Source organism: Candidatus Magnetobacterium casense (genome assembly GCF_019173545.1).
Taxonomy (GTDB): domain Bacteria; phylum Nitrospirota; class Thermodesulfovibrionia; order Thermodesulfovibrionales; family Magnetobacteriaceae; genus Magnetobacterium; species Magnetobacterium cryptolimnobacter.
Genome location: NZ_JABXWD010000068.1, coordinates 1 through 12,619 on the forward strand (window position 1 = coordinate 1; position 12,619 = coordinate 12,619).

Sequence of the window (12,619 nt, forward strand, 5' to 3'; positions counted from 1 at the left end):
TGATTCTATTGCTCTTTGATTCATATATAACAGTCTATCACTTCTTGAGCTATTTTGCAATAATTATTTTTCTGCTGCCCCTCTACCATGCTTTTTAAAGAGGATACAAAGATTTTAACCTGCGCAAGACCCATTACCTCAGACAGTATCTGCATATGCTTAGAGATTTACGTGCCGCTTCAACCGGTAAATTAAAGTTGTCCTTTGCAATACCGTTTTGGTTCAATACGCTTGCAATTGATGACAAGGCATTGTCGTTTCACATCATAGATGCAGCCGATGAGGTGGCCGTCATGAGCTACAGGACACAGTTTGATGAAATGGTGAATTTTGCCTGTAAAGACCTGTGTTATGCAAGCAGCGTCAATAAACCCCTGTATCTGGGAGCAGAGATTACCAAGCTACCGGATGAACAACATTTTGTTTTCAAAAAACAAGAGGTTATAAAGTTTGCTAAAGCAGATAACGGTAAGTTAGTCTTGACAGATCCGTTGAGCGGTGGCGCAAACTTCTTCAACAATTATGAAGTTAAAAGCGAAAAATTAACGTTTCATAAAAGCCGAGCTAACCTGAAAGACATTTTAAACAGGCTGCCTGCGTTTAAAAGCTTTTCGGGGTATATTATTCATAGTTATGAGGAAATGGATTGACTGCCTGGTTGAATTCGTTGTCGTTTATTGCAGATTTTGACTTGATTAATTAAAATATGATAAGTACCTGCACACAATAGACAAGAAGTAGTATAAATCTCTCTTGCTGTAAAAAATCCTGTGATGATATTGCCCCTGTCATATAGTGTTTTGTGGTATTATATTTGAGGTTGTTTGATTTTTTAAAGATATTCGGAGGCATATACATGAGCAGGACGTACAATATAGGTGTTATCGGAGGGGATGGCACGGGGCCTGAGGTTATCCGTGAGGGGATAAAGGTTCTGGAGGCGGCTGCAGCATTGGGCGGCTTTAAAGTTGAATTTACGCACTATGATTTTGGAGGAGGGCGTTATCTCAGAACCGGTGAGGTGTTACCGGAGAGCGCCTTGTCTGATCTGAGGCGTCACAGTGCGCTGTTTCTTGGTGCCATAGGGCATCCAGACGTCAAGCCGGGGATACTGGAGAAGGGGATACTGTTGAGACTGAGGTTTGAACTTGACATGTATGTAAATCTGCGACCTGTAAAGCTCTACCCTGGCGTGGACTGTCCACTCAAGGACAAGGGGCCCAAAGACATAGATTTTGTTGTCGTCAGGGAAAACACCGAAGGGTTGTATGCCGGAGCCGGCGGATTCTTCAAGAAAGGTACCCCTGATGAGGTTGCGGTCCAGGAGTCGGTCAATACACGCAAGGGGGTTGAGCGTTGCCTACGGTATGCCTTTGACTACTGCAAGCGGCGTAACAAGGATAAAAAGCTCACACTCTGTGGCAAGACCAATGTCCTGACCTACGCATTTGACCTGTGGGAGCGTGTCTTTTATGAGGTTGCCCGCGAGTATCCCGACATCAAGGGCGACTACGCACACGTCGATGCCATTACGATGTGGTTTGTCAAAAATCCCGAGTGGTTTGACGTAATAGTTACCGACAACATGTTTGGCGATATAATCACCGACCTTGGTGCCATGATCCAGGGTGGCATGGGGATTGCCGCCGGGGGCAACATCAATCCGGCGGGCACTTCCATGTTTGAACCCATCGGAGGGTCAGCCCCAAAGTACACCGGTAAAAATATCATTAATCCCCTTGCCGCCATCTGCGCAGGGGCAATGATGTTAAGCCACCTCGGTGAGGAAACATCCGCCACCCTCATTGAACGAGCAGTAATGGAGGTCACGGGCAAACACATAAAGAGCCTCGCCGCCGGCAACATGGGGATATCAACAACAGAGGCAGGAGACCTGGTCGCAAACTATGTAGCTAATTTGTAGCAGTCAATATAGCGCGTAGGCTTGGTGTGCAGTACAACGGGGGCGGTTATCCCCCCGTAGACCCACAACGCACTAATTATGTATATTCTTTATATTTCATGGTAGCCAAGAAAGAAAGAGGCGGCTCCGCTTCTTTGTCGCTCCAGGTCGCACTTGGTTCCTGCGAAACCTTTTATAGCGCGTTTCGATTGCATGCGATACAAAGAAAGAAAGGGGCGGCTCCGCTTCTTGTCGCTCCAGGACGCTCCTGGCCCCCTTCAGAACCCCCCGCAAGGGGAGGGGCGAGCCGCCCCTGGCACGAAGAAGTCCCCTTGACCCCGTAAAATGCCATGTATCTTGTTTTTAATCCAAAGCGCTTAAGGGTATGCCAATTGAGCGTTTTAGTTTTAGGTATGCCATTTCGTAGCCGTATATGGCCTCTGATAGTCTGCGCTCGGAGGTAACCAACAGGTTATTGGCATCCATGACGTCGAGCGTTGTTGCAAGACCGGCATCGAATTGTCTGTTTACGCTGTGGTAGTTGTCGGCGGCGTAGGTCACGGTGTCTCTGAGGGCGTTTATGACGCCTCCTTGTGTCAGATATTGCAACCAGGCGCTTTCAACATCGAGGGATATGGTCTTTTTCAGATATTCGACAGCCAACTCACTCTGTCGCTGCTTTGCCCTGGCCTCCCTGATATTGGCTTGCCTGGTGCCACCCTCGTACAGGGGTAGGGTCAACTTTACGGTTGCGTAGGCTATTTCGGTGTTGTCGAATAACCAGCCGGGATTGTCGTCTTTTTTCATAAGCACGCCCTCCACGGACAACGTCGGCCAGGCAGAGCTGATTGCAGACTCTATTGTCTTTTGGGCAATCTCACTGGCAGTGGTGTATGACTTGAGCTCGGCCCTTCTGTTTATGGCCGTTTGGGTGAGACACTCGATGTCGCCTGCAATGCAATTTGCCAGGTCGTGCGTTACAGGGGGGGTGTCTCTGACGTCGAAGTCATCCGTGAAGTCATCCTTTAGGCCTGCGAGTTTTTTTAGTGTGGCCTTTTTGATCTTCAGGTCGTTTTGTGCTTGCAACACCTCGGTTGTGGCCGTTGAGAGTTCCGCTTCGGCCCTCAGAAGTGCGGTTTTTGTCACCTCTCCGGCTAACAGCCTGGTCCTGGCCGCATCACGGTAGAGGGTTAGTCGCCCGACGTTTGCCTGTGCTATCTCCACGGACTTCTTTGCCTTCAGACAGTCGTAGAAGGCCCCCGCAATGCCGTAGAGATATCCTTCGGTTACGGAATCGTAGTCGTATCTGTTTTTTTCGATTGATTTTTCGGCCATATCAATTGCCTTGAACTCTTTGCCTCCCAACGAAAGACTTTCATCCAGTCTGACGCCGCCGCTGGCGGATGAGTTTGGTTGCATCACCATTCCCCCGGAGACAACCTTGTCACGGTTATACTGCGTGTAGAGTGAAAAGGCCGAAACCTTTGGGAGAACAGCCGCAACGGCCTTGTTTTTTTGCTGCTCTGCGATGTAGATATCCTCCTGCGATATCTTGATTGTTTCGGAGGTCTGCAGGGCATACCGGTAAAGCTCCTCCAGGCTGTAGGGATGCGATACATCGGCCCCAAAGAGCAATGCTGGCAGCATCCACAGGGATATCAACCAGACCCCGATTTGGATAACAGAACTTGCAACTCTCACGTTGCGGTGGGACTCAACCGGACTTTCCGTATCTACTTCTGAGATACTCATAGACAGCAGGCATGACGGAGAGTATGATAATAGCGAATATGACAATGGTAAAGTTATTCTTTACAATGGGGATGTTTCCAAAAAAATACCCCGCCAGAATCAGAAGCGTGATCCACAGCAGTCCGCCAACGACGTTGTAGGTGATAAAGCGTGTGTATGTCATCTTGCCGATGCCGGCCACAAACGGTGCAAAAGTCCGGATAATGGGTATAAAACGTGCCAGGATAATGGTATTTGCCCCGTATTTTTCATAGAAGCGTCTGGTCCTCTCCAGGTGCTCTCTGTTGAACAGCCGCGAATGCTCCTTGTTAAACACCCTGGGGCCGACGCTATGACCTATCCAGTAGTTGAGGGTATCGCCAATTATCGCGGCCAAACTGAGCAGGATGAGCAGCCAGTGAACCTTCAGCGGCGTAATGGCGGCCAGCGCACCGGCGGCAAAGAGCAGTGAATCCCCAGGCAGAAACGGCGTTACGACCAGACCAGTTTCACAAAAAATAATGATAAACAAAATGGCATATGTCCAACTGCCATAGCCGTTGATCAGGTCGTAGAGATGCCTATCGAGGTGCATCACGATATCAAACAGATTTCTAATCACTTGCATTGTATCACAAAGATTAACCCAGTTTATGGATATATACACTCAATTTAAAGCAATACCTCAATCTCCCTGATGTCCTGAGCCTTTATCAACGCCTCTGTTATTGAGCGGAGCCTTGACGTATCTCCATAGCCTCTGATCTTAGGCATAAACGATAAGCCTTCTTCACCAAATCTTGCCCTTAACAACAGTTCTATCGTATCTTGCATGCCTTCCACCCGGCCACTTTCCAAACCTTCCTGTATACCCTTCTCTATACCCTTCTGTATACCCTTCTCTATACCCTTCTGTATACCCTTTTCTATGCCTTCCTGTATACCCTCTTGCTTACCTTGTATGAATCTTAGGTCCTTTTCTATCGGTAAATCGTATGCAATTGACATTTTTCCAACCTCCTCTATCACGATTTTTTGCATGTCTCTCAACCTTGAGAGCATCTCTAATGTCCTTATATTTCTTGACAGTTCCAGTCCTTTAGCGACCTTCATTAACTCCCCTAAAATCTGTCGTACAAGCTCCCTCTCATCGCGCCCACCCATATTGCATAATATAGCTATGATAATTTTCCCCGGTACACCGGAATACAGAAATTGCTCGCACTTGACATTCCTCATATCAATCAACTTGTACTTGTAGCGCATCTCTGGTAGATTTAACCGAGTTTTCATATTCATCTTATCTTTGCCGATAAAGATAACGTACTGCTTTACTCTCAGCTCGTACAACGAATAGATGTGAATAAAGTACCGCAACATCCTCTTAAGCATTTTGGGGTCATTTGTGCTCTGAAACTCTGCATGTGCAATGAAGGAGTCGGTGTTGGCGCAGTCCACCCTGGCCAGGAAATCAGTCTCGCGTTCATCCGTCAACTGCATCAAAGTGTTTAGCCTGGTAACTTTATCTGCCTTGATCCCCAAGACATTTTCTATCAGAGGCTGCTCTATCTCTTCCATCAGCTCCTTGATGAGCTTATCGTAACCGCCTGGTGGTGTATCCATCTTCATCTTTATATTATAACGATATGGCATTAAAAATTGAAAGCAACCAAAAACTTGACAAGCACGTGGCTGTTGTTGTTTACTATGATAGATGCATTGACTGTCATCTTACGCAAAAGTGCCATACTTTAAGACTTTAGAACAAACATTGGTGGACAGCGTGTTGTATTGCCACCGGCAGGTTACCCGATTTCAGGGAGAGGGTATTCTATTGAGATTGAGACATTCAGAAGCATTGTTGTTTGTTGTACTTGTGGAACTGATTTGCGTGTGCAGTGCATCTGCTCTGGAGATTAGCAGGGTTAAGGAGCTTTATGCAAACAGACACGAGTTTGTTGATAAACAGGTCGTCATTGAAGGTAGGGTCGATGCCATAGAGGAGATGGCAACTAAAGACAAGCTGGGCAGATTTGCGTTGAAAGACGGCTACGGTGATGTCATAACGGTCAAGTCCCTGGATACGTCCATGTCCCCCGGGGCAGATATCAGGGTGGAAGGGGTCGTCATTATAACCGGTGCCGGTAATGACAAAGGAGGTGGGATATTCATACATGCCTCCCGCATCACTGCCAGGGCACAGGGAAATACCACTCCCACGGCTACCGTGCCACCAGAGTCCGACGCCACACGCCCTGCTAACTCTTCGTTCAAGGGCACTCTCCTGCTCATCGTGGCAGGTGTTGCTGCTGCACTGATAATCGCCCTTATCCTGATAAGAAAGAAGTCTGCCGGCAAACCTGAATTCGAGATAAAGGACATCACGTTCTCAGACAAAGATACACCAAACAGAGATACTCTCACCGACAGGATGAACAAAGCAAGCATGACCAACGTGCCAAACCCTGCACTGAACGATGTCACACAACAACTACTGCCGGGCTACCTTGAAATCACCGCAGGGGTATACAAGTCTGCCGGCAAAAAGATATTTATACATACTCCGTACACCAGGATAGGACGTCAGGAAGAGGGCGTAAACAAGGGGGTTGACTGGATAACCTTTCCCCAGGACTGCATGACGGTCAGCCGGTATCAGGCAGACCTGAGGTATGAGCAAGGTCAATACGTAATCATATCGCGCTCACGCGTCAATCCCACCTTTGTAAACAACGCACCGCTGATGGAAAATGACGCCAGCTTTATCAGAAACAACGATAAGATAACCCTTGGTGACGTTGAACTCACCTTCAGGGGCAAATAATAGTAAACCCTAACACACATACAGGATTGAGGACAGACGATGAAAGTTAAATTTTGGGGGGTGCGTGGTTCCATTCCCACCCCGGGAGAGAGCACGGTACGATACGGTGGCAACACCTCGTGTATAGAGTTAAACGGAGATGATGGCACGTTGATAATCTTTGATGCGGGGACGGGGATCAGGCTCGTGGGGGGGAGGTTGGCATCCAAACCTCCGGTGGACGTGCATCTGTTTTTGTCACACACGCACTGGGACCATATACACGGATTCCCGTTTTTCATACCGGCTTTTATCCCCAGTTTCAATATCCATATCTATGGTCCGCCCCACTACGACAAGAGCGTCAAGGAGATCATGTCTCAGCAGATGGTGTACTCCTACTTTCCGGTAACGGCAAACGAGCTTCAGGCAAAGCTCCACTACCGTGACCTCAGGGAAGAGACCCTGACCATTGGGGCACTCAGCATATCGACAAAGCTGATGAACCATCCCGTCTCCTGCTATGCCTACCGCGTCACCGAAGCAGGCAAGACCATCATATACACCGGGGACAACGAACCCTACTACAACTTTATCAGCACCGGGGAAACCTCACAGGAGGAGACCCGGGAAATTGAATCGATAGTCGAGGAGCAGAACAACAGAAACGTGGAGTTTGTAAGAGACGCAGATATCCTGATAGCGGAGGCACAGTACACCGATGAGGAGTATCCATCGAAGCTCGGCTGGGGACACAGCTCCACCACTCATGCCCTCACGCTTGCCATAAAGGCCGGCGTCAAGCACCTGGTCATATTTCACCACGACCCCGTACACACGGATGAGTTCATGGACCGCCTCTATGAGCAGGCACTACAGACGTACGCACAGATGAATCACACCGGGCTTAAGATCAGCGTGGCGATGGAAGGTATGGAACTCGCAATTTAGACGTCAGCCTCGGAGGGGTGTTCTTCTGTGTTGCCAAATGCCGCCAGGACTTCGCTGATGACCTCACGGTAGGCGCTGATGTACTTGGGGGAGACGTGGATGACCTCGACGGTCTTGACACCTGCCTCTTTGGCTATGTAACCGGTGAGGGTTGTTGTCAGATGATTGCGTTTGAGGGCGCGGTCGCTGTCGCCTTCCAGGAAAAATGCCTCGATATATAAGGTGTCTGCGCCCGTTGCAAGGGCGATGGCTTTTTCGATGTTGTCTTGGGTGGGTGCGATGTCGGTGATGTAACACACCTTCTGGCCTCTGGTGATGAGCACCAGGCATAGGAGTTCCTCCAGGGTGTAGAGCCTGTCGTTGAGGACAAACTCCTGGGCGTTGTCACCGGTCCTGATGGCCGCCTTGAGGGTGTTGAGCCAGGGGCCTACGGTAAAGCCGTGTTCTTCCAGGAGGGCCTTGTTGACGTTTATGTGGAAGTCTTCCTTGAGACTGTAGCCCAACACGGGGATGCCGTGGTCAAAGCCGCAGGCCTCAACGGATATGCCGTCGTATGAGAGTATCTCAGGGGTTTTCGGGAGTGTGTGGCGGTCAATGCGGCAAAACCCCTCCTGTGCGTAGAAACTCGCATGGAGTGCCTCGGTATCGGTCAGTTCGCAGACCTCGACCTTGAGCGGGTATTGCTTGATAAGGTTCCACGTGAAACCTTTAAGTTTGCTCTGGACGGCCTCGATGATCCCCTCGGGGCCATAGATGTTTACGGGTGTCTCTCTGCCCAGGAGGCAGCGGATCAGCGGGTCAAAACCTATGAAGTGGTCAATGTGCATGTGTGTGACAAAGACGTTTACGATCTTCAGCACCTCCCTCACAGACAGCGCCGATATATCGCCCAGGTCAAAGGCAAAGGCATTGCTCTGTAGCCTGAACCGCACAAACAGAACCGGATCGTTAAAGGGGTCGTTGAGCACCCTGCAAGAAAAAGTCGTCTTCATTTTTAAACCTCTATCCTCTATTTTAAAGAAGAAAGAAGGGGACGCCTCAGGCCTCCTGACATAATCCTGTAATAATCATCATTGACACCACATCCCCCTGGTACCCCAACCTTGCCCATATTGAACACTATCTGTCACCGGAGACCTCAATGGAATGCAGGCCGATGGCGTTGCCGGGACACTTGGTTATTTGCAGGGGTTTTTGGTCCGGTTTTAACCTTCATACGCTCAACGTGTGAAAGGTATGAAAGCCACTGCCGGTCCGACCATGTAGTATCCCGAACCTTACTAAATCCGACAACAGGCGAGCCTGGACGTGGTTCTAACTGCTTATTTACTTGCCGTTCTGGTTTGTTATATATCCTGTTCACACGCTCAACCCAGGCACGGGCAGATTCCTCATTTTTAACAAATCCAAGGAAGTGTTTGGTTTTTTGCTTTTTTCTCAAATAGCACAAAGAAATTCCAATTTTGTTATTAACAAGCTCAACCTTAAACTCAAGGACATCCTCTCGTGTCAACGCAAATCCATGTATCCTGTCATCCCCACCCCCTTCAAACAAGGCAATCGCCCCACTTGTATGCACAATAATAGCGTTTGACTTATCCTCAAGATGAATAATACATCTGTTTCCATCAAAAACTAACGTGCCAATTTCTTTTTCACTGGTCATGTCTTTCTATCCTTGGGTGTTGCTATTGCCTCTTCAATATGTTTACATAGTGCCTCTTCAACATGCTTGAGTCGTTTAGGGTTTTTACAAGCTATAAACTTGTTATCTTTTGCTTTTATAAGTTTTTTTATTGCCCAAGATGAGCAGTTATCAGCATCATCAATATCTTCATCGCATGAGTAAAACCCAGAAACTACAAAGATTTCATCTTCCAATAAAAAACAATCTTGCAAAACCATATCGTATTGTTCGCCAAGGATATCCCAGCATTTTACCAAATACTGATGCTTATTCATTGACTCTTCAGATTCTCTCGCTTCTATATCGTCCATATAACAACCACGCACTTTTACCCCTTTATTACAGAAATACTTTCTCAATTCACTATCAGCAATATCTGGTGGTATATCTGCAACAACAGGGTAATATCCCCTATACTGAAACTTGCCTTCCTTGTCGTCATACCAACGGAGCCACATGTGTCCCATATGTCGTTTAGTATCATTCCTGCTCGGTAACAGACCTACACCAACTATACTCAATTCATCCATCACTGTCGTCCCTCATAAGCAATCAGTTTAACTTACTATTTATTATAAGCATGTTACCTTTGTATAGTCAAGATGCCCAATTGCATGGGGGCGTCAAACAGTTTGTAAAATTACATATTGTTGCACGGGCCTATCTCTTTACCGCAATGGGGAAGTCGGGGATCGTTTGCGGCTTTGCGGTGGTTGGGGTCTGTTTGCCGGCAGTTAATTTCTTTACCCGATCTGATATGTAGGCGCCAAGAGTGTCGATGGTTATCTTGTCGGGATCAATCAGAGCTGCTTTGCCGTTAAGCCCTTCAACTAGCGCCTTTGTAAACGCACCATTGCTCCACTCGGAACGTTCGAGGGATTTTTGTCTGCCCGTGGAGGACGCAAAGACCACAACACCGTTCTCTGCGCTGATCAGCTCGTTGATCAGCCCGGTCAGGTCTGTCCCAATACTCTTTGTACCCAGCACGTTGCCCGCATGGCAGGTGTCCAGAAACAACAGCGACTTGCCAGCTATTGACGTTACGGTTCTCTTGATGTCTGAAAACGATACGCCCGTCCTTATAAGATTGTTTATGTCCGTGTTTACAGGCAGGTAATAATAACCGGTTCTGTCATTTTCTCCATGCCCCGATATGAATATCATTGCCACGTCCCTGTCAGTTGTCTCATTTAGTATCCAGTTAAAGCCGTCAAGGATGTTGTCCTTACTGGCCTCATCATCTTTAAGAACCTTAGTTACAACATTACTGTACAGGAGGTCATTCTGTAACTCGAAGGTGTCAACAAAGTCCTTGGCATCCTTTACTGCAAAACTAAGGTTTGGAACATCTTCACTATGATAGGTATTGACACCTACGGCAAGTATATAGAGCTTGGGCCTTAGCTTCAGTACGGATGGTGCTCCCTTCCACTTGAGCCTTGCAGTGGCGGGCACACTTGAAGCATTTTTGTTGTCGGCAATAACCGTTACCTCACAGTCCTGCTGCGGGATGGTTATCCTGACCTCGCCCTTGCCTCTATCTTCAGAATCAATCGTAACGGGTCTACCGTCTACCAACACCTTAATTTCTGTAACCGGCTCGTCTGAAGGCGTGCGCACGGCATACCTGATGGTCAGGTTGGTATTGGTGACCTCTGTGCTCTCCGGCGGTGAGATAATGCTCACAACAGGGGGAAGCATTTGCTCAAAGGCTGCCATCTCTACGTCAAGGGTCTGAAGCACCTTTGAGATGACATCCGGTCTGTAGTATGTGGACTTGAACTTAGATACGGGGTAGAAGTCTGCGGCTTTGTCCTTACCGTTATTAAAGTGCCAGCCGATAAGTTCATCCCCGCCTGTGGAGGCGTCGTAGTACCCCGATGGCGTCCACAGCACCCAGCGTTTCTTGTCGTTATGCGGGAAGAAGGCCAGGAGTTCCCTTCCATCCGACAGCCTGTACCACCTGATCGTGCCGTCGCCAAATGCCGCAACCGCCAGTTTGCCATTGCCAGATATATTTACCGACCACGTAACTCCTGGGGCAGGGACTTCCCATCTATGGGTGCCGGTCTTGTCAAAGAGGCGAAGGGACCAGTCATTGCCTAAGAGGAGGCCCTCACCATCCGGCTCTATCGCAAGGCTGCGGGACATTTCATATTCTCTGAGCTTTAAGGCCGTGCCGTTCAACTGTGGCTTAACAGTGTTTTCCCAGTCTGTGACTTTCAGGGCATTTGATAAGGTGATGGGCGGCTTTAGAGAATCATCAGCTTTGGTGGAACCATCCGCGTCGAGGAGCCTGTTGGATAGATCAAAAACAGCCGGTGATTTGCCGCCTTGCTCGTATGCAAACCGTACCGTTGCCCCATCGTTGGAGATCAGAAACCCATCGAGGAGTCCTCTGTAATCAGGGACATCAGATGTAACATAGACAGTCCTCTCACCCTGCTTGTCTATTGTCCCAAAGGCTGGGTCATCAGCCCCAAAGGCAATGCCGCCGTTGTTTAGGGGGAGGATTTGCATTATTATGTTGCTTGCGCCAGGCAGCTCCTGGTATGTATCGCTCTTGTTGTCTGAGCATACGAGGATTGGGTATTGCCCGTCCTTATAATATCGTCCACCGGCATAGAGATGCATGCCGTCCCTTGACCATGTTACACGGCCTAAATTACCATTATCCACCTTTGTAGTATCCGGTGAGTAGAGGTAAGAGAGGTCTTTGCCTGAGAGGACGTCTACCTTTGTTGAGTCTCTAAAACCAACCGCTAATTGCCCACCATCGGCAGAGAAGCTTACGGAGAAAGGTTGATTGCCCCCAGGGGCCTTCTCCTTTGCCTGTAATTTGAACCCACTGTCGTAAAGCCGGATGTATCCATCGTAAGAGACCGCCGCAAGTCTCCCCTGCGGGTCAAAGTCAAGGCCGCAGCTATTACCGTCATAGTCCTTGTCCTCGGCTGCTTGGGTATAACCCCTGGCGTTAAAGATACGGATGCCGTTGTCACCGCCAAGCGCTACGGCCAGATATCTCCCGTCCTTTGAGTAGGCAAGATGGTTGATTACATTTGGCAAACCGCTGACCCGATTGGTCAAGTCCCCACTTTCACGGTCAAACAGGTAGATAGAAGTTTTCCCATCCCATTGGTAGCCAGTCCACCCCCCACAGGCGATAGTCTTGCCGTCGGGCGATATCGCAACGGAATACATCTTACCCTCATTACCATCTCCAGTCGGCGGTCTCAACGTCCTGATGAGCCTCCCCGTGGAAAGTTCCCACACCCTTACTGTCTTGTCATCCGAGGCGGTTACGAGATACAGGTTGGCGTAATCTACGGCGATCCGGTTTATCGCAGCGGTGTGCATACCGGTCTCGATGCGCAGGATCGGCCCCTGTGGCACGGCGGCACCTGAGTCTGACATTTCATACCTCCTTAATCATTAAACTTCAAACTTCCAGCCCCATATTATAACACACCCCCTGCTTTTTTGCCGAAGGCTTGCAACGGATAACGGGTCGGGACGACCCGTTATCCATTCCCACACAACCCTC

The 12,619-nt window shown here is 48.7% G+C and carries 11 protein-coding genes; 4 read left to right on the plus strand and 7 right to left on the minus strand.

Annotated elements, in window-relative coordinates; translation table 11 throughout:
• The first annotated feature begins 155 nt into the window (after nt 1-155).
• On the plus strand, nt 156-650 hold the full coding sequence (locus tag HWQ67_RS05550; protein ID WP_218251658.1) for a hypothetical protein: 495 nt from the start codon (nt 156-158) through the stop codon (nt 648-650).
• 206 nt (nt 651-856) lie between these two features.
• On the plus strand, nt 857-1,924 hold the full coding sequence (locus HWQ67_RS05555) for a 3-isopropylmalate dehydrogenase (RefSeq protein ID WP_218251659.1): 1,068 nt from the start codon (nt 857-859) through the stop codon (nt 1,922-1,924).
• Between the two features lie 342 nt (nt 1,925-2,266).
• Here the strand turns inward: HWQ67_RS05555 and HWQ67_RS05560 are convergent, their stop codons facing one another.
• The 3 genes from HWQ67_RS05560 to HWQ67_RS05570 are packed head-to-tail and all read right to left on the minus strand — an operon-like array spanning nt 2,267 to nt 5,287.
• Nucleotides 2,267-3,655 (minus strand): TolC family protein, encoded by a 1,389-nt coding sequence (locus HWQ67_RS05560; protein WP_218251660.1) that lies wholly within the window; start codon nt 3,653-3,655, stop codon nt 2,267-2,269.
• Nucleotides 3,618-4,262 (minus strand): DedA family protein, encoded by a 645-nt coding sequence (locus HWQ67_RS05565; RefSeq protein ID WP_218251661.1) that lies wholly within the window; start codon nt 4,260-4,262, stop codon nt 3,618-3,620. The genes HWQ67_RS05560 and HWQ67_RS05565 overlap by 38 nt, the downstream gene beginning before the upstream one ends.
• Before the next feature lie 44 nt (nt 4,263-4,306).
• Nucleotides 4,307-5,287, minus strand: a complete 981-nt coding sequence (locus HWQ67_RS05570) for a hypothetical protein (protein WP_218251662.1) — start codon at nt 5,285-5,287, stop codon at nt 4,307-4,309.
• Nucleotides 5,288-5,474: 187 nt separating this feature from the next.
• Here HWQ67_RS05570 and HWQ67_RS05575 point away from each other — a divergent pair, with 187 nt between their 5' ends.
• Together HWQ67_RS05575 and HWQ67_RS05580 are read left to right on the plus strand one after the other, a co-directional pair.
• Nucleotides 5,475-6,458: an FHA domain-containing protein gene (locus HWQ67_RS05575; protein WP_218251663.1), complete on the plus strand. Its 984-nt coding sequence runs from the start codon at nt 5,475-5,477 to the stop codon at nt 6,456-6,458.
• A 39-nt stretch (nt 6,459-6,497) separates the two neighbouring features.
• Complete coding sequence (locus tag HWQ67_RS05580) at nt 6,498-7,388, plus strand: MBL fold metallo-hydrolase (protein ID WP_218251664.1); 891 nt, start codon at nt 6,498-6,500, stop codon at nt 7,386-7,388.
• Here HWQ67_RS05580 and HWQ67_RS05585 read toward each other — a convergent pair.
• The 4 genes from HWQ67_RS05585 to HWQ67_RS05600 form a co-directional block, all read right to left on the minus strand.
• Nucleotides 7,385-8,380 (minus strand): hypothetical protein, encoded by a 996-nt coding sequence (locus HWQ67_RS05585; protein WP_218251665.1) that lies wholly within the window; start codon nt 8,378-8,380, stop codon nt 7,385-7,387. The two genes, HWQ67_RS05580 and HWQ67_RS05585, sit on opposite strands and share 4 nt — an antisense overlap.
• A gap of 146 nt (nt 8,381-8,526) precedes the next feature.
• Nucleotides 8,527-9,054 carry a hypothetical protein gene (locus HWQ67_RS05590; protein WP_218251666.1) on the minus strand — a complete coding sequence of 176 codons (528 nt, stop codon included), beginning with the start codon at nt 9,052-9,054 and terminating at the stop codon, nt 8,527-8,529.
• The gene (locus tag HWQ67_RS05595) at nt 9,051-9,605 is read right to left on the minus strand and encodes a hypothetical protein (protein WP_218251667.1); all 555 of its coding nucleotides are present in this window, start codon (nt 9,603-9,605) and stop codon (nt 9,051-9,053) included. The genes HWQ67_RS05590 and HWQ67_RS05595 overlap by 4 nt, the downstream gene beginning before the upstream one ends.
• A gap of 130 nt (nt 9,606-9,735) precedes the next feature.
• Nucleotides 9,736-12,489 carry a caspase family protein gene (locus HWQ67_RS05600; RefSeq protein WP_218251668.1) on the minus strand — a complete coding sequence of 918 codons (2,754 nt, stop codon included), beginning with the start codon at nt 12,487-12,489 and terminating at the stop codon, nt 9,736-9,738.
• Between the last annotated feature and the right edge of the window lie 130 nt (nt 12,490-12,619).

Excerpts from the sequence above, each read along its gene's own strand:
- HWQ67_RS05560 (WP_218251660.1), bottom strand. The coding sequence starts at position 3,655 with ATGAGTATCTCAGAAGTAGATACGGAAAGTCCGGTTGAGTCCCACCGC.
- HWQ67_RS05585 (WP_218251665.1), bottom strand. The coding sequence starts at position 8,380 with ATGAAGACGACTTTTTCTTGCAGGGTGCTCAACGACCCCTTTAACGAT.
- HWQ67_RS05595 (WP_218251667.1), bottom strand. The coding sequence starts at position 9,605 with ATGGATGAATTGAGTATAGTTGGTGTAGGTCTGTTACCGAGCAGGAAT.
- HWQ67_RS05590 (WP_218251666.1), bottom strand. The coding sequence starts at position 9,054 with ATGACCAGTGAAAAAGAAATTGGCACGTTAGTTTTTGATGGAAACAGA.
- HWQ67_RS05600 (WP_218251668.1), bottom strand. The coding sequence starts at position 12,489 with ATGTCAGACTCAGGTGCCGCCGTGCCACAGGGGCCGATCCTGCGCATC.
- HWQ67_RS05570 (WP_218251662.1), bottom strand. The coding sequence starts at position 5,287 with ATGCCATATCGTTATAATATAAAGATGAAGATGGATACACCACCAGGC.
- HWQ67_RS05550 (WP_218251658.1), top strand. The coding sequence starts at position 156 with ATGCTTAGAGATTTACGTGCCGCTTCAACCGGTAAATTAAAGTTGTCC.
- HWQ67_RS05580 (WP_218251664.1), top strand. The coding sequence starts at position 6,498 with ATGAAAGTTAAATTTTGGGGGGTGCGTGGTTCCATTCCCACCCCGGGA.
- HWQ67_RS05565 (WP_218251661.1), bottom strand. The coding sequence starts at position 4,262 with ATGCAAGTGATTAGAAATCTGTTTGATATCGTGATGCACCTCGATAGG.
- HWQ67_RS05555 (WP_218251659.1), top strand. The coding sequence starts at position 857 with ATGAGCAGGACGTACAATATAGGTGTTATCGGAGGGGATGGCACGGGG.